This is a genomic window from Pedobacter psychrodurus, from assembly GCF_004331735.1.
In the GTDB taxonomy this organism is placed as follows: Bacteria; Bacteroidota; Bacteroidia; order Sphingobacteriales; family Sphingobacteriaceae; genus Pedobacter; species Pedobacter psychrodurus.
The window spans coordinates 1-16,873 of record NZ_SJSO01000036.1; the positions used below are offsets into that span (position 1 = coordinate 1).

Genomic DNA, 16,873 nt, shown 5'->3' on the forward strand with positions numbered 1-16,873 from the left:
ACTGTTGGGATAACGCAGTTGCAGAGAGTTTCTTTAAAACTATAAAAACAGAAATGATATACCAGCAGATATATAAAACAAGATCGAAGGCCAGTTTAGCCATTTTTGAATATATAGAGGTATGGTATAATAGAAAAAGAAGACACTCTTTTTTGGGGTACTTATCGCCATTAGAGTTTGCAAACAGCTCAATAAACCCTAAAATCGCAGCTTAAAAAAGAAAAAAATCTAAAGTAATGCTTCTCAATAAAAATAATAATATGACAACAAAAAATCTCTAGTAGACTATTGCAATTCCAAACCGCTAAAACCTGTCATTGCAACTCCAATGTTTTTCAGTTTAAAAACTGACCTCTCAGGATGACAGTTGAGTCAATTAATTCGGTGCCTTCTGTGTTCCCGTGGCGAAATAAATTGAGACTAAGGACACAAGCTCCTTGTACTGGCTACAGAATTGATAATCATTTCTTTTAAAACTTCGATATGGATATCGCTCATTTTTTTTATGTATATACAAGCTTTGGATGTTTTATGTTTACCGAATTTGGAAAGCAATTCTTCCCGATCTTTAAATCGAGCAGATAGATATAAAACTATGGCATCTTTTCTTGGCGAAAAGCCAGCTAATGGTGCATCACCTTCACGGCCGCTTTCATATTTGTAGTGGTAACTTCCAAAACCAACAATGGCATTGCCCCACATTTTAGCTTTAAAACCAGTTACTTGACTTATAATATCCGATAGGTTAAAACAATCGGCTCTTTTATTTTCGTCAGGAACAGTATTTAAAAAATCTGGAACGCTTAAATCATTTTCTGTGGTTTTATTCTGTGCCATACTTTTTTTGTTATGAATATAAGTGTTTAACCAAATAATTTCAATTTTTGCGATGATTGTATTTAAAGTAATACGCCATTTCTTGAAAAAAGTATGGTTAAAAAAGATCCATTTTTGAGGTATTTCACAGTATTTTGCTAATGTAGTTTGATATATGTCAAAAAATCAACACCTTTTATACAACCTTTTACACTTATTCTTACATTTGAATTGTCAATCGTCCCGATAGCTGATTTAATTATTTTTTTCATTTTTTTTTAAAATTAATTATCTCAATGACAACACAAAATTTAAAACAAGGAGAAATTCTTGAGCGCTTAGTGCGCAGAGATCGCATGGGCATCAGCGAGCTTTCTAGGAAGCTGAATGTGAGCCGCAGAACAATTTACAACTGGTTTGGTCAAGACAGAATTGGGCATGAAGTAATTTGGCAGGTAGGCAAGTTATTAGGTCAGGATCTTTCTTCGGCATTTCCAGAAGCTTTCCCCAAGTACAAGCCCGAATCTATCAATCAAACTGCAGATCCTGGTAAACAAATAGGTTCGGATAATAATTCTGTATATTTCTGGATGAATAAATACATTCATCTGCTAGAAAAATATAACGACCTATTAATTACAGAAGAGCCACAAGAGCTTGATCCAGTTAATAAGGAATTTCCACTTAGAAATAAAAGATCTGAAACATTTTTATATCAATAATACACAATACTAACCAAATACAGTACAATTGCACAACTTAATATGAGTTATTAAATCATCCCGTTCGATTTTTTTCATTTATCTCTCATAAATTAAGTTAACAATTGTTTCTCATCTCCCTATCCTAAACTTTGTAATGTTTTTGGGTGTTGGCGTTTATATTTTTCTAAATTTCTAATTTGGTCACCATTAATTTAGAAGAATAAGATTATGATCATTAACAGCCATATTAAATATTTTTTAAGTGCCACTGGCCTTATTATTTGCTTTTTACTTTCTTGCCTTTCGGTTAAAGCACAGCAAAAATTAAACGTGGCAATAGCAGGGCTAACTCACGATCACGTTTATCTCATCATGAACAGCTACCAAAAGGCTGAAGTTAACATTATTGGTATTGCAGAAAGTAATCCTGAGCTGGTTAACAGGTTTAAAAACCGCTATAAAATTCCTGATAGCATATTTTATAATAACCTTACTGATTTGCTAAAAAAAAAGAAACCTGATGTTGTTTTAGCTTACAATGCTATAAGCGAGCATTTGGCTGTAGTAGAAGTAGCTGCTCCCCTTGGTATATCGGTAATGGTAGAAAAGCCTTTGGCTATAACGGTTAAGCAAGCAGAAAGAATGGCTGCATTGGCTACAGCATATAAAGTGCATGTACTTACTAATTACGAAACTACCTGGTATCCGAGTAATCAGGAACTTTTTAAGGACATAAAGGAAGCAAATACCATAGGCGCCATAAGCAAAATAATTGTGCACGATGGGCATCAAGGGCCAAAAGAAATTGGAGTGAGTGCAGCATTTTTAAGCTGGTTAACCGATCCCAATCAGAACGGTGGAGGAGCATTGGTAGATTTTGGCTGTTACGGTGCTAATTTAATGACTTGGTTAATGGATGGAAAAGCTCCAATTTCGGTTACCGCAATTACCCATCAGATTAAAAAGGATGTTTATCCAAATGTTGATGACGATGCAACAATTTTATTGGAGTACCCGTCGGCTACAGGGATTATCGAAGCCTCGTGGAACTGGCCCTTTAGCATTAAAGATATGGAAGTATTTGGGACAAATGGATACATACAGGCTGTTAATGATAAAACATTAAGGCTAAAGAATAATGGGAAAAGTGATTATAAAATTTATCAGGCTAAGACATTAAAACCAATTTATTCAAACCATTTAAGTTATCTGTCTGCCGTTTTAAAAGGAGAAATTAATCCAGCAAATGATTTATCATCACTATCGAATAATTTAATTGTGGTGAAAATTTTGGCGGCAGCGAAAAAATCAGCTAAAACAGGTAAAAAGGTAATTTTAAAATAACCCAATACATAAAAAAAATAGCCACCTGTAGGGTGGCTATTGGTGAGAAGAATTTTATCTTCTCTATGGTGTGCCTGCCCTCCGCGGATCTCCCGCTCACAGGACTTTTTTATCTTTCTATTATGCTTAACAATTTAGGCAATAGTTGGTTTTGATTTGCAAAATAATTTTGCACATCGTGTGGAAAATGTTAATATCTCTAAAAAACCTAACAATTATCCAATCAATATTAAATGGTGATAGGTGAAGTGATAAACGCATTTTTTTGATATCAAACATTTTTCGCCCTATGGTGTTTGTGATGTGGCTGCTGCCGATGAGATAATTACTTCATTTATTGGCAAACTATCAAACACTAAATCATGGTTGAATTAAATAAAGAGCTTTTTTGTAGACTAGGCGACCGTTCTGTTGATGGATATTTTATTTTCGACTATACAGCACAAAATTTTTCATACCTCAATAAACCGATAAGTAAGATTTGGGAACTCGGTCTTGATGAAATTATGGCTAATCCACAGCTACTAACAAAGCGGGTACACGCTGAAGATTTGATACATGTAATATCCTGTTACAATGAATGCCTTGAAGATGGTACGGAGAAAAAATATGAATTCCGTTTGCAGTTCGCCGATATAGAGAAATATTTGCGAGTAATTGTGTTTGCCGTTACTGACGGAGAAGTAGAGCATTTAGTAGGTACAGTAGAAGATACCACGGTAATGCGCCACAATAAAATTCACATCGAACAAATAAACGCCCGAAAAAATATAACCTTAGAAGTACTGGCACACGATTTAAAAGAACCATTAGGCATGATGAAATTAACTGCCTCATCTATGAAAGATGGTATTGCACAAACAGGTGATCAGCAGATGATAAATTCGCTAGCTTTTATTCAGGATATGTGCGAGCGTAACCTGCTTTTGGTACGGAGTATGATTAACCGGGAGTTTTTAAAATCATCTATAGTAGAAATCGGCAAGGAGCGGGCAGATTTGGTTTGGGAACTTAGAGATGTGGTTCGCTTTTACAAACGGTCGAAATTAGGCAAAATGAAGAACATTAAGTTCACCAGTTCTGCTGAACAGATTTATCTGCGTCTCGATAGCATGAAGTTTTTGCAGGTAATAAATAACCTAATCTCAAATTCATTAAAATTTACTGCCGATCATGGAAATATTACTTTACATGCCGAAGATTGTGATAGCACTGTTTTAATTACGGTAACTGATAACGGGATCGGAATTCCAGAAGAGCTGCAGGCCGGGCTTTTTGACCGCTTACCTGAAACCTTAAGGCCAGGTTTGAAGGGTGAAGAGTCGGGAGGATTTGGTATGGGCATAATCAAAGCAATTGTTGAGTTACATCAGGGAAAAATTTGGTTTAAGAGCAAAATTGGTACCGGAACCACCTTCTATATTGAGCTGCCTAAGTAGCCTTTTTTAAATTTAAAGCAGTGTAAGTTATATTTGAGTTATGATTAACATTATTCTTGCGGATGATCACCATATTATCCGGACCTCACTTAAAGCACTTATAGAAAAACACGAAGGCATCAAGGTTGTTGCAGAAGTATCAGACGGTTTAGCGGTTTTAGAACTCCTGGAAAAAGGAATAAAAGCTGATATCATTTTATCAGATATTGTAATGCCAAGGCTCGACGGGATAGCCTTGGCTAATACCATTAAGGACCGAGGATACGTCGCAAAAGTAGTTGTTTTGTCTATTTTAGATGATGAGAAGTATGCGTCAAATGCCTTTACTTCAGGAGCTTTTGCTTACTTATCAAAGGATATTGAAGAAGATGAATTGCTATTTTGCTTACAGCATGTAATGAAGGGGAAACGGTACCTTTCTTCTAATTTATGCATCTCCATTTTAGAGCGTTTTAATACCCAGTTAAATATGCTTTCGCAAAAAATTAATACTGAAATCAACTTTTCTGAGCGTGAAATTAACGTATTAAAACTCATTGCTGATGGGTTGACCAATCAGGAAATAGCAGACAAATTGTATTTGAGCAGACGTACGGTAGAGAGTCAAAGAGAAGCTTTAATTAGTAAGACCGGCACAAAAAACTCTGCATCTTTAGTTGGTTTTGCCATGCGAAATGGTTATGTAGCCTAGTATTTTTGATCGTTTTGGGGCAATTTTTTGATGTTTTTAATAAACCGTAAAAAATCGCGTATTTCTACAAATAACATTGGATGGTGCTGTTTGTTGAATAGCTACAATCAGCCCTAAAACGAATCATGGATACATTAAATTTCAATTGTGACATATACCAGTACAGACAACCACTTTTCGAGCGTGCATTAGCGTATACGCGTGATGAAGACGATGCTGCCGATTTAGTTCAGGACACCTTTATGAAGGCGTTTAGGTTTTCGGCTAAGTTTGAAATGGGGAGTAATGTGCGGGCCTGGCTTTTTACCATACTAAAAAATACCTTTCTTAATCATTATTATAAGGTAAAACGTAAAAATGAAATGATCCAGCAGGAGGAAGATTTAACTTCTGTGCAATTGGCGCCAAGCGCTTCTGCAAATGATGGTACAGCAAAGTTTATGATGGAAGATATACAAAGATCATTAAATGCATTACCAGAGGATTGTCGCTTCTGTTTTTGCCGTTACTTTGAAGGTTACAAATATCATGAAATTGCTGCCGAGCTTGATATTCCACTGGGCACGGTAAAAACCAAAATACACGTAGCAAGAGGTCTTTTAAAAAAGATGCTTAAAAATTATAAATCTGGTTTGGCTGTATAATGTTATTTTAGATTTGAGCATAAATCCAATTGCTATTAAAAACCTATACAGAAAGCACCAAGACCTCCTTATTAAACCCGACAGCAGCGACAGCCCCGAATTTTTTATGAGGGCTAAAGCGAATGGCGGGACTGCACCGACGGAAAAGTACTGAACGTTAATTTCCAAATCCTTCTTTTAACCGTATAAGGCATTGAAAGCTTATATATGTTGACCCAATTGCTAAAATAGAAACTGGTAATGTTTAGAGATAAAAAAGGGATAAGCTAAATAGCCCATCCCTATATCTAAACTCAAACATGCGCTCAAACATGAATGAATCTTCAAAATTAAACATTTTAATTTAGTATTAGTTTTGAAATTAACTGTAAATAGTTCTGGATTATACTCTGTAAGTATTTTGCAATGCTTTTATTAATTTTAAATGTGGAGCTCATATCTTCATTTTTTAAGTTTTATTGCTGAGATTTATAAAACGAAACCATCATAATTTTCAAAAATCGTATTGCAGATTAATCATGATAGCTTCATCACCATAAGGCATATTTATACAGATGAAAATAGCAACATATAATGTAAATGGAATAAATGGGCGCTTACCTGTTCTGTTACGTTGGCTGGAACAAACCCAACCTGATGTAGCGTGTTTACAAGAATTAAAAGCACCGCAAGAAAAATTTCCAGAACAAGCCATTAAAGATGCGGGTTATAATGCCATTTGGCATGGTCAAAAAAGTTGGAATGGTGTTGCTATACTGGCTCGAAATCTGGAAATAAAAGAGCTAAAACGAAATTTGGATGGTGATCCTGAGGATTTGCATAGCCGATATATCGAAGCAATGGTTAATAATGTTATAATTGGTTGTCTTTATCTTCCAAACGGAAATCCAGCGCCAGGACCTAAATTTGAATATAAGTTACGATGGTTCGAGCGTTTTACAGCCCATGCAGCAAAACTATTGGAATATAATTTACCAGTAGTTTTATGCGGCGATTATAATGTAATACCTACTGAGCTTGATGCATATAAACCAGAACGTTGGGTTGAAGATGCTTTATTTCGTCCTGAAACCCGCTTGGCATTTCAAAACTTAATGGCACAAGGTTGGACAGATGCGATCAGAAAATTATACCCTACTGAAACGATATACACCTTTTGGGATTATTTTAGGAATGCATATGGTAGAGATGCAGGATTAAGAATTGATCATTTTTTACTAAGCCCTCAGGTTAGTGATCGTTTAAAGTCTGCGGGAGTAGATAAACAAGTAAGGGGCTGGGAAAAAACAAGCGATCACGGTCCGGTATGGATTGAACTAAGCGAGGTGTAACATTGCGGCTTATGTCTTTAAATCGGTAACGTCTAAAATCGTTCCTATTAATTTTAAGCATTCACCGTCCTGCTGGGATAGTATTCCGTCGGCTTTAATCCATCTAATTTCTCCATCAGGCCGGCAAATTCTATGTATCGAGTGATAACTATTTTTTTCTCTCGAAACCGTAAGGTGAATCTCATCCTGAACGTGGTCAAGATCTTCTGGTAAGATTAAGCCTAAAACGGTTTCATAACTTAAAACCTCATCTGTTGGGCAACCTAATTTTTTCTTAAATGACCGGGTTGAACGGAGTATACCTGTTGCGATACTCAACTCCCAAAAACCAAGACCAACGTGATCGAATATCACATCCCAATGATCATCGCAGATAATGGATAGATCAATATTTTTTTTATTAGTGCTCATAAATAAGGATAAACTATTTGGGTAAATTACACAAACAATGTTAAAGATATTTTGAGTATTAATAAAAATAAATGTAGTGCTAAAGGGTTTAAACCAAATGTTGAGCGAGAAGTAGAATGTTCGGAGATAATTACCCTGCATGGGCAAAAAAGAAGTCAAGTTTTTTAAAAACTTGACTTCTTTTTTAACGCTAAACTTACTGCTGGTTGGTGTTTTTTGCCTTTTCGATCAGTTCTTTTTGATCGGTTAAATCTTTATAATAGAAATAACCACCAAATCCTAAGATGAGGATGAGATTACTTATTTTAAAACTATGATCAAGCCAATAATTAAATGGTGGTGCATTACCACTGAAGCTTTGTTTAATGTTTGGCCAGGAGTTAAGAATGAAAATAATAACGATCATCAATAAAACCTTTAACAAGGTACTGATAATGATTTTTTGGTGGTTTACTTTTTCCATTATTTAAATTCTCTGAAATCCTGACCGTCGGTAATGTTTAGCAAACTTTCATAAATCAGGCTGATTACATTATCAACATCTTCTTTGTGTACCATTTCTACTGTAGTATGCATGTAACGTAACGGCAGCGAAATTAATGCTGATGGTACGCCACCATTTGAATAAGCAAATGCATCGGTGTCGGTTCCAGTAGAACGCGAAGATGCCTGACGTTGGAATGGAATATTGTTTTTCTCAGCGGTTTTAATTAATAATTTATTTAAATTGGTTTGAACAGCCGGCGCATACGAAACTACAGGACCTTTACCTGCTGATAAATCGCCTTGAATATTTTTGTTAATCATTGGCGTAGTCGTATCGTGTGTTACATCGGTAATAATGGCCACATTTGGTTTAATACGTTGGGCAATCATTTCCGCACCGCGTAAACCGATTTCTTCTTGTACAGAGTTTACAATGTATAAGCCGAAAGGAAGTTTTTTCTTGTTCTCTTTTAATAAACGTGCTACTTCGGCAATCATAAAGCCACCAACACGATTATCTAGGGCACGGCCAACATAGTAACGGTCGTTCAAAACCATAAATTCATCTTCGTAGGTAATTACACAGCCTACGTGGATGCCTAATTTTTCTACTTCTTCTTTTGAAGTGCAGCCACAGTCTAAAAAGATATTTTTTAATTCTGGTGCCTGTTCTTTTTCGCCATGGCGGGTGTGGATTGCTGGCCAACCGAATACGGCTTTAACCAAGCCTTTTTCAGTATGAATATTAACGCGTTTTGAAGGCGCAATCTGATGATCGGAACCACCATTGCGGATTACATATATTAAACCATCTGCGGTGATGTAATTTACATACCACGAAATTTCATCGGCATGCGCTTCAATAACCACTTTAAAAGCAGCTTTGGGGTTAATAACACCAACAGCAGTGCCGTAATTATCGATAAAATGTTCGTCGATATATGGTTTTAAATAGTTTAACCAAAGTTTTTGTCCTTCCCATTCGTAACCCGTAGGTGCAGGATTATTGATGTATTCTTCAAGAAACTGTAGCGATTTTTTAGTAACTACAGCAACATGTTTTTTCTTTTCGTCGTCTTTTTTCTTAGCCATATGATATTTGTTTTACCACCAAGGCACAAAGGGCACAAAACTTATATTTCTTTGTGTTCTTCGTGTCTTTGTGGTTCTTCGTTATTTAATATTAATTCCATTACCACAAAATCGTAACCATCTTTAAAAAAGGTTTTATCTGTTTCATGGAAGCCAAATTTAAAATAAAATTCTTTAGCATTTACACGTGCGTTGCACCATAATTTTGTCGCTTTTTGAATTTTACAAAAGTCGAGTATATATGCCATTAGTTGTGAGCCATAACCTTCTTTTTGAGTATCGGGCAGAATGGCAAGTTTACGGAATTGATAAACATCCCCATCATGAAATAGAGAAACTACTCCCGTTAATTTATGATCAAGGTATAATCCAAAATGGATGCCATCAAAATCATCAGGAAGTTTAACCGTATCAAAGGGTAATTCTGGATACATGGCCTCGTGCCTGATCCGCCAGGTTAGAGAAGGGAATATTTGCTCAATTTGAACCATAATTATAATAAAAAGCTAAAACCGATTCTGCCATCAACACCAAAGTAGGGATCAAAAGAACTTAAGCGGACGGTTGGACCTAGCATCAATTCAAAATTTATTCTATTGCCAATATTCCGCTGGTACCCCCATTGAGGCGTAATGCCGATTTCACCATTTCCAAAGTAGTCGTTATCTAAAAGTGGTTCGAAATATGCTGAAATGTCCAAACCGTAGTAGTTGGCAGCATTGTTTGCCGTTTTCTTTCCTTTTTTGTTTCGCTTTTCGAAATTGTAGTAACGCCTGAATCCTGCATTCACTGTTGGAAAAATATTAAAATAGGTATTTGTATTTGCAATGATACCATAGTTTTCTGTCTGAATGGAAAAGGAAGCTGCAATACCGCCAGCAAAATATAATGTTGCCAGTTTATCTATTTTTTGTTCTCGCTCATAAGTCACGCCCAATAATGTTAATCTGATTTTATTTAGCGATTTAACTTCTGTTTGTTGGTTTACTTGTGTACTGTCTTGCGATTTTGCTTTACCAAAAGTGGCAAGGCAAATAAATAGAATTGAAAATGTTTTGATTGCGTTTTTAGATTTCATAAAGTTTTTATTGATTGGTTATTTGTTTTTTCTTCCGTAAAACTGATAAATTAAAATATTCAAGACGATTATGCCCGTCATTCCATAACAGAACAAAGCCCATCCGCCTTGGTCCCACAACCATAAGCCCAAAGCAGAGCCGCAGCTGGCGCCTATAAAACTAACCGACATAAAAATGGTGTTCAGTCTGTTTCTGGCCTCTGGTATTAAGGTGTAAATTCGGGTTTGGTTGGTTACATGGATAGCTTGCTGACCAATATCGATGAGCACAATGCCGATTACAAACAGGTATAAATGGCTGCCAGTAAAATAAAACAAGGCGATACTAATGATTTGTAATATAAAACCGATCATCAAGTTTTTGCGTGGATTATTACCATCGCTTAATTTCCCAACCAATGGAGCTGCCAATGCACCCGCAGCCCCGGCAATTCCAAATAACCCAATCTGTAAGGTTTGGAAATTAAAGGGTGGGTTAGCCAAAAACAATACCATTGTGGTCCAGAATGCGCTAATAATGGCGAAAGCTAGAAAGTTAATAATTGAAGTCTCCCTTAAAGCAGGCTGGGTTTTAATGTAACTAAACATCGAGCGCATCAGTTCTTTATAGGTTCCCTTAAAAGCAGGGTAACTTTGAGGGAAACGTTTAGCCATTAAAAGAATAAGCAAGCCACAAATTCCAGCGGCCATATAATAAACGGCTCTCCAGCCTAACCAAAAGCCAATGCTTCCACTTACGGCGCGCGAGGCTAAAATTCCTACCAGCAAACCACTCATAATCATGCCAATATTGGCCCCGCGGTTTTCATCAGTACTTAAATTAGCTGCTAAGGGCAAAATGAGTTGGGGTACAATAGAACAGCCCCCTATTAAAACAGAGGCAATTTCTAATACAAAAAAAGTATGCGAAACAGCAGCAACTAATAGCGCCAGAATAGCGAGACCGGTAATTACTAGGATCTGTTTTTTACGCTCAAACATATCACCTAGTGGAACTAAAAGGAAAAGACCTAAAGCGTAGCCGATCTGCGTGAGGTAGGTAATCCTCCCGGCATCAGTTTCGGTGAGGTTAAAATCTTTTGCAATTAAGATCACCAAAGGCTGGCAGTAGTAAATATTTGCAACAATTAGGCCTGTGCAAAAAGCCATGAGGAGGATGTCTGTTCGGGATAATTTGGGAGTAATCTGCATGTTAGTCTTAAGTCGGAAATCCTCTGTCATGAGTCTTGGAGGCCGAGATTGATATACTCCCAGACTATGGACTTATGACTATGGACTATTTTCTACAAAGGTATATTTCCATGTTTCTTTCTCGGGTTATTCACCACCTTATTTTCCAACATCTTAAAGGCTTTTATCAACTTTACACGGGTTTGAGCTGGTTCAATCACTTCATCAACAAAGCCGCGTTCGGCAGCGCGATAAGGGTTAGCAAAGATATCTGAATACAGTTTTTCTTTCTCCATCCATTTTTCTTCAGGATTTTCTGCTGAGGTTATTTCTCTTTTAAAAATAATTTCTGCGGCACCTTTAGCACCCATTACGGCAATTTCTGCACTTGGCCAGGCGTAGTTCATATCTGCGCCAATATGTTTGCTATTCATCACATCATAAGCTCCACCATAAGCTTTTCTGGTAATTACTGTAATGCGTGGTACCGTGGCTTCACTAAAAGCGTACAATAATTTTGCCCCATTGGTGATAATACCATTCCACTCTTGATCTGTACCGGGTAAAAAACCTGGAACATCTTCAAATACCAATAATGGAATATTAAAGCAATCGCAAAAACGAACAAAACGGGCTGCTTTGGTTGAAGAATTACTATCTAAAACGCCTGCTAGATAGGCGGGTTGATTGGCCACAATGCCTATGCTTCTCCCTTCAAGGCGGGCAAAGCCTACCACGATATTTTCAGCATAAGCGGCATGTACTTCTAAAAAGCTATCCGTATCGGCCACAACAGAAATCACTTCACGGATATCATAAGGTTGTGAAGCATTTTCGGGCATAAAAGTGTTTAGTTCTGGCCGGCTTTCATCAGCTGTTTCGTAAGGTAAATGATCGGCCATTTCCTCACAATTTTGCGGCATATAGCTCAGTAGCTTTTTTACGTGGTTAATAGCCTCGATTTCATTGGCACAAGCAAAGTGGGTAACGCCCGACTTTGTAGCATGCGTACTGGCACCACCTAATTCTTCTGAAGTTACTTCTTCGTGTGTTACCGTTTTAACCACATTTGGGCCAGTAACAAACATATAAGACGTATTTTCTACCATTAAAATAAAATCGGTAATGGCTGGCGAATAAACAGCACCACCGGCACAAGGACCCATTATGGCCGATAGCTGTGGAATTACGCCTGAAGCCTGTACATTTTTGTAAAAGATATCGGCATAACCGCCCAAAGAAACAACACCTTCTTGTATGCGGGCACCACCACTATCGTTTAAACCGATTAACGGAGCACCGTTTTTCATGGCCATATCCATGAGCTTGCAAATTTTCTCTGCATGGGTTTCAGAGAGTGATCCGCCAAACACGGTGAAATCCTGAGAGAACACATAAGTTAACCGGCCATTAATTGTTCCATAGCCCGTTACTACACCATCGCCCAGATATTTTTCGCGTTCCATGCCAAAATCGGTACTGCGGTGCGTAACCATCATGCCAATTTCTTCAAAACTCCCTTCATCCATTAAAAAATGAATTCGTTCGCGGGCAGTAAGTTTACCTTTTTTATGCTGACTGTCTATTCGAGCCTGTCCGCCACCAAGGTTGGCCTGGTTTATTTTATCTTTAAGTAATGCTATTTTTTTATCCATTGCAATGCGATGAGATTTTAAAATTAAAAATTACTAGTGGTAATGCAAGGTAAGCGAGGTATTATTTTATCCAAGCCCTACACGCGATGATGAGTAAAGCAGATGGCGGGAACATAGCAGCAATGAAATACTGAAGGTAATTTCCCAAAGATAAAAGCATTTTATAAACATTAGGAAACGGTTGGTTCTGAGCTTTTGGCCATTTCAGTCCCGCTTTTTGGTATGAGTTCCGATGAAGGATCGGAAGCTCTTCCCGACAATCTGGTTTATTAACTGAGATCGGTGCTTTGAAAACAAACCGCTGTTAAATAAACCTGACAGTAGCGGACACATAGTGCAACGAAGTAAAGCGAATGGCGGGGCGACAGCACCTATGAAATACTGACCTCTCATTTCCAAGTAGAATAATTATATTAACAGGAAACGGTGGGTTCTGAGCTTTTGGCCATTTCAGTCCCGCTTTTGGTACGAGTCCCGATGAAGGATCGGAAGCTCTTCCCGACAATCGGGTTTATTAATCTAGGTTGGTACACGAAACCCAAATCTTTCATCCGCCTATAGGTAAAATTGTGCGGTTTGGAACAGGCTTTTGTTAACTAAACCCGGCAGGAGCGATATCCTTTTTGGCTTCGGTTAATTTTATAATAGATGTTGCCAAAAAGATTTAGCGGAAGGCAGGAATGAACTCACCGATAATAGCCGGAACTGAGTGTTCCCAAATCTTTAAACGGTGAGCTTTTTATATCTAATGCAATCGCCTATCTGTTATATTACATTTTTTTTACAGCTTAATGCATTGAAAAACCAATAATCCGTTTATTTTTGTAGACATAGTATTAAAACAACATTAGGATTTTAGATGTTTTTAAGTAAATACAAGTATTTAATCGTTGCCTCATTCATGTTCATCTTCATGGCGAAGATGGGTATATCTGGTGCGCCGGTATTTTGTACGAGTATCGACAAGGAAATCATGAACGCTGTAATCATGCAAATCGAGTTAGAGCATGAAGGCGGAAAAGATACCGCCAAAGACATTGCAAAGTTTACCGATTTCAAACTCATCGAACTCAATCATCCTATTTTTTCTTACGAGTTCTCTTCAAGCCATTTCTTTCTGAAGAGCAGTTTTATAGAACATTTTAAAAGATATGTAGATCCATATCATCCTACTGTTCCAACACCTCCGCCTAACTTTATCTAGTTTTTATTATTTAGGGTAATTATTGTGCCTACTCAATGAATTGAGCATAAATACTGTGTTTAAAGTTTTTACACCGTACTGTTATGCTATTCTGAGTATGCCTTTATAGTCGCCCCGCGATTTATTCGTTAAAATTTACTAGATAATTATATCGTTATGCAAAAGTTTAACCCGGCCTTTTCAAGTTCGGACGTGAAGAAATATATTCTTAAAAAGAATTTAAAGAAAGATTTACCTGCAAGTATTGTAGTGTTTTTAGTGGCATTGCCACTATGTTTAGGTATTGCACTAGCCTCAGGTGCACCATTATTTGCTGGTTTAATTACAGGTATTATTGGAGGGATAGTAGTTGCTTCTTTTAGCGGCTCGCAGTTAAGTGTGAGTGGTCCCGCAGCTGGTTTAACCGTTATTGTATTAGGTGCCATCACATCTTTAGGTAGTTATCCAACCTTTTTACTTGCCGTTGTATTGGCGGGTGTTTTCCAATTGATTTTAGGCCTGATTAAAGCCGGAACTATTGGTAATTACTTCCCATCAAGTGTAATTGAGGGGATGCTTGCAGCAATCGGACTGATTTTGATTTTAAAACAGTTGCCACATGCTTTAGGTGTTGATACCGATTTTAGTGGCGACGAAGGATTCTTTCAGCAAGATCACGAAAATACTTTTTCTGCGATTACTGCAGCAGTAAGTCATTTTAGCTTGGCTGCGGTGGTTATCAGTTTATTATCGATAGCTATATTGATTGTGTGGCCTAAGTTTCCAAAATTAGCGGTTGTACCTGCACCATTATTGGTGGTAACGCTTGGGGTTCTTGGAACTATCCTTTTTGCTGGTACAGATCACCCGTTACGTGCCGATCAGATGGTGAAAATTCCGGTGGTAAGTGGTTTTGGTGAATTTTTAGGCCTGTTTACGATGCCCGATTTCTCTCAGTTGGCCAATAAAAACGTGTATATAGTGGCTTTAACCATTGCTGTTGTGGCAAGTTTGGAAACGTTGCTAAGTATAGAGGCGGTAGATAAAATTGACCCGATTAAACGTGTAACGCCAACAAACAGGGAGCTGATTGCACAGGGTATAGGGAATATTACCAGCGGTATGGTTGGCGGTTTACCTATGACATCTGTAATTGTGCGAAGCTCGGCGAACGTAAATGCCGGTGGCAGGACCAAAATGTCGGCCATTTTCCATGGAACCTGGTTACTGTTATCGTTGTTATTTATCCCTGGATTAATTAACATGATTCCATTATCGTGTTTAGCTGCAATCCTTTTGGTAACGGGTTATAAATTAACACGGATCAGTTTGTTCAAACACATGTATCACAAAGGTTGGGATCAGTTTATTCCATTTGTGGTTACGGTATTAGCGGTATTATTTACCGATCTGTTAAAAGGTGTAGCCGTTGGTATGTTGGTTTCGATTTTCTATTTATTACGTACCAATATGCGTAACCCATTCTTTTACAGAATTACGAACGAAGGCGACAAAAAGCACATCAGAATTAAATTGGCAGAGGAAGTTTCTTTCTTAAATAAAGCAGCGATACAAGTAGTTTTTACGAATATACCTAAAGAAACAACCGTAATTATTGATGGATCAAATGCGAGGTATATAGATCCTGATGTATTAGAAACCATTTATAATTACAAACATAATGCCTATACCAAAGGTATTATTGTAATCTTGGAGAACATCCAAAAACATTATACGGTGCCAAAATTAAATATAAAAGTAGAAGAAGATATAAATAATTCATAGTTATGTGCGCAAAAACAATAGATACAAAAGATATTACATACGATAGCCTGTTACAAGGTAATAAAGACTGGGTTAAAGATACGATTGACAGTGATCCTGCCTTTTTTGATAAACTTTCTGCAGGTCAAAGTCCGCCAGTATTGTGGATTGGTTGTTCAGATAGCCGCGTGCCTGCAAACCAGATAACAAACACTAAACCAGGCGATATTTTTGTTCATAGAAATATTGCCAATGTGGTAGTGCATACAGATATGAATTTACTTTCAGTACTGGATTATTCTATTAATGTATTAAAAGTTAAACACGTTATTGTTTGTGGCCATTATGGCTGCGGAGGTGTGAAAGCTGCATTAGGTAATAAACAGGTTGGAATTATTGATAACTGGTTGAGAAACATCCGCGATGTATACCGTACTCACGAAAGTGAAATGGCTACAATCGAAGATCCCGATCAGCGTTTTGACCGTTTAGTTGAATTAAATGCCATTGAGGGCGCTGCAAATGTAACCAATACATCGATTGTACAAAGCGCTTGGGCCAATGGCCAGGAACTAGCCGTACATGCTTGGGTTTATAGCTTAAAAACAGGAATCATCAAAGACCTGGAAGTAACTTGTACTGGTATTGATGGTGTTGCCCCTGCGTTTAAAGTAGGATAAAAGCATCACAATAGGTGCTATTTTTAGTTATTAGGGAAAGCTCCCGATTTTACATCGGGGGCTTTTATTCTTTTGTGGTATTGGGCATGTTTCCCGCTTCACCTTTATTGCCTTTTTCGGCATCTGTTCTAGCTTCTTCCGATCCAAAATCGCCTCCTCCAAAATCTCGGCCAAGGTTACCAGCATCGGTTTCTACCGTATTTTTCTTTTCTTTATCGTTACTTCGGTGGCGGGGCACCAATTGATCGGGCATATTGCTTTTATCAGCAGTGTTATCTGCATTTTTATTGCCTAAGTTTTCGTTGTTATCTTTTGTGTTTTTCATGGTCTTATTATAAGCTACTTACATAAAACAGCATAAAAGAAGATTGGTTTTACATCTTTA

Annotated in this window: 19 protein-coding genes; 10 read left to right on the plus strand and 9 right to left on the minus strand. The window is 37.4% G+C overall.

Annotated features, from left to right (window positions below; all coding sequences use genetic code 11):
- The coding region (locus EZ456_RS24055; RefSeq protein ID WP_165501389.1) for an IS3 family transposase at positions 1 to 215 on the plus strand (215 nt) is incomplete at its 5' end.
- A gap of 205 nt (positions 216 to 420) precedes the next feature.
- Here the strand turns inward: EZ456_RS24055 and EZ456_RS24060 are convergent.
- The gene (locus EZ456_RS24060; RefSeq protein WP_131534626.1) at positions 421 to 837 is read right to left on the minus strand and encodes a DUF1801 domain-containing protein; all 417 of its coding nucleotides are present in this window, start codon (positions 835 to 837) and stop codon (positions 421 to 423) included.
- A 275-nt stretch (positions 838 to 1,112) separates the two neighbouring features.
- Here EZ456_RS24060 and EZ456_RS24065 point away from each other — a divergent pair, with 275 nt between their 5' ends.
- From EZ456_RS24065 to xth, 6 genes are all read left to right on the plus strand, one after another.
- Complete coding sequence (locus EZ456_RS24065) at positions 1,113 to 1,538, plus strand: helix-turn-helix domain-containing protein (protein WP_131534628.1); 426 nt, start codon at positions 1,113 to 1,115, stop codon at positions 1,536 to 1,538.
- 210 nt (positions 1,539 to 1,748) lie between these two features.
- Positions 1,749 to 2,864 carry a Gfo/Idh/MocA family protein gene (locus EZ456_RS24070; RefSeq protein ID WP_131534630.1) on the plus strand — a complete coding sequence of 372 codons (1,116 nt, stop codon included), beginning with the start codon at positions 1,749 to 1,751 and terminating at the stop codon, positions 2,862 to 2,864.
- Positions 2,865 to 3,226: 362 nt separating this feature from the next.
- Complete coding sequence (locus tag EZ456_RS24075) at positions 3,227 to 4,303, plus strand: PAS domain-containing sensor histidine kinase (RefSeq protein ID WP_131534632.1); 1,077 nt, start codon at positions 3,227 to 3,229, stop codon at positions 4,301 to 4,303.
- 40 nt (positions 4,304 to 4,343) lie between these two features.
- Entirely contained in the window at positions 4,344 to 4,994 is a 651-nt protein-coding gene (locus tag EZ456_RS24080; RefSeq protein ID WP_131534634.1) for a response regulator, read from the plus strand.
- Positions 4,995 to 5,119: 125 nt separating this feature from the next.
- Entirely contained in the window at positions 5,120 to 5,638 is a 519-nt protein-coding gene (locus EZ456_RS24085) for an RNA polymerase sigma factor (RefSeq protein ID WP_131534636.1), read from the plus strand.
- A gap of 554 nt (positions 5,639 to 6,192) precedes the next feature.
- Positions 6,193 to 6,969, plus strand: a complete 777-nt coding sequence (gene xth, locus EZ456_RS24090) for an exodeoxyribonuclease III (protein ID WP_131534638.1) — start codon at positions 6,193 to 6,195, stop codon at positions 6,967 to 6,969.
- Positions 6,970 to 6,978: 9 nt separating this feature from the next.
- Here the strand turns inward: xth and EZ456_RS24095 are convergent, their stop codons facing one another.
- The 7 genes from EZ456_RS24095 to EZ456_RS24125 form a co-directional block, all read right to left on the minus strand.
- Positions 6,979 to 7,380 (minus strand): PAS domain-containing protein, encoded by a 402-nt coding sequence (locus EZ456_RS24095; protein ID WP_165501405.1) that lies wholly within the window; start codon positions 7,378 to 7,380, stop codon positions 6,979 to 6,981.
- A 196-nt stretch (positions 7,381 to 7,576) separates the two neighbouring features.
- Positions 7,577 to 7,843, minus strand: a complete 267-nt coding sequence (locus EZ456_RS24100) for a hypothetical protein (RefSeq protein ID WP_131534642.1) — start codon at positions 7,841 to 7,843, stop codon at positions 7,577 to 7,579.
- Positions 7,843 to 8,958: a M42 family metallopeptidase gene (locus EZ456_RS24105; RefSeq protein WP_131534644.1), complete on the minus strand. Its 1,116-nt coding sequence runs from the start codon at positions 8,956 to 8,958 to the stop codon at positions 7,843 to 7,845. The genes EZ456_RS24100 and EZ456_RS24105 overlap by 1 nt, the downstream gene beginning before the upstream one ends.
- A gap of 41 nt (positions 8,959 to 8,999) precedes the next feature.
- A complete protein-coding gene (locus EZ456_RS24110; protein ID WP_225876613.1) occupies positions 9,000 to 9,449 on the minus strand; it encodes a GNAT family N-acetyltransferase in 450 nt (149 codons plus the stop codon).
- A 2-nt stretch (positions 9,450 to 9,451) separates the two neighbouring features.
- Positions 9,452 to 10,036, minus strand: coding sequence for a hypothetical protein (locus EZ456_RS24115; protein ID WP_131534648.1), 585 nt, complete (start codon positions 10,034 to 10,036; stop codon positions 9,452 to 9,454).
- An 18-nt stretch (positions 10,037 to 10,054) separates the two neighbouring features.
- Entirely contained in the window at positions 10,055 to 11,185 is a 1,131-nt protein-coding gene (locus EZ456_RS24120) for an MFS transporter (protein ID WP_131534650.1), read from the minus strand.
- Positions 11,186 to 11,319: 134 nt separating this feature from the next.
- Positions 11,320 to 12,861, minus strand: coding sequence for an acyl-CoA carboxylase subunit beta (locus EZ456_RS24125; protein ID WP_131534652.1), 1,542 nt, complete (start codon positions 12,859 to 12,861; stop codon positions 11,320 to 11,322).
- A gap of 859 nt (positions 12,862 to 13,720) precedes the next feature.
- Here EZ456_RS24125 and EZ456_RS24130 point away from each other — a divergent pair.
- From EZ456_RS24130 to can, 3 genes are all read left to right on the plus strand, one after another.
- A complete protein-coding gene (locus tag EZ456_RS24130) occupies positions 13,721 to 14,065 on the plus strand; it encodes a hypothetical protein (RefSeq protein WP_131534654.1) in 345 nt (114 codons plus the stop codon).
- A 156-nt stretch (positions 14,066 to 14,221) separates the two neighbouring features.
- The gene (locus tag EZ456_RS24135; protein ID WP_131534656.1) at positions 14,222 to 15,829 is read left to right on the plus strand and encodes a SulP family inorganic anion transporter; all 1,608 of its coding nucleotides are present in this window, start codon (positions 14,222 to 14,224) and stop codon (positions 15,827 to 15,829) included.
- Positions 15,830 to 15,831: 2 nt separating this feature from the next.
- Positions 15,832 to 16,488, plus strand: coding sequence for a carbonate dehydratase (gene can / locus EZ456_RS24140; protein ID WP_131534658.1), 657 nt, complete (start codon positions 15,832 to 15,834; stop codon positions 16,486 to 16,488).
- Between the two features lie 64 nt (positions 16,489 to 16,552).
- Here can and EZ456_RS24145 read toward each other — a convergent pair whose 3' ends face one another.
- A complete protein-coding gene (locus tag EZ456_RS24145; RefSeq protein ID WP_131534660.1) occupies positions 16,553 to 16,813 on the minus strand; it encodes a hypothetical protein in 261 nt (86 codons plus the stop codon).
- Positions 16,814 to 16,873: the final 60 nt, after the last annotated feature.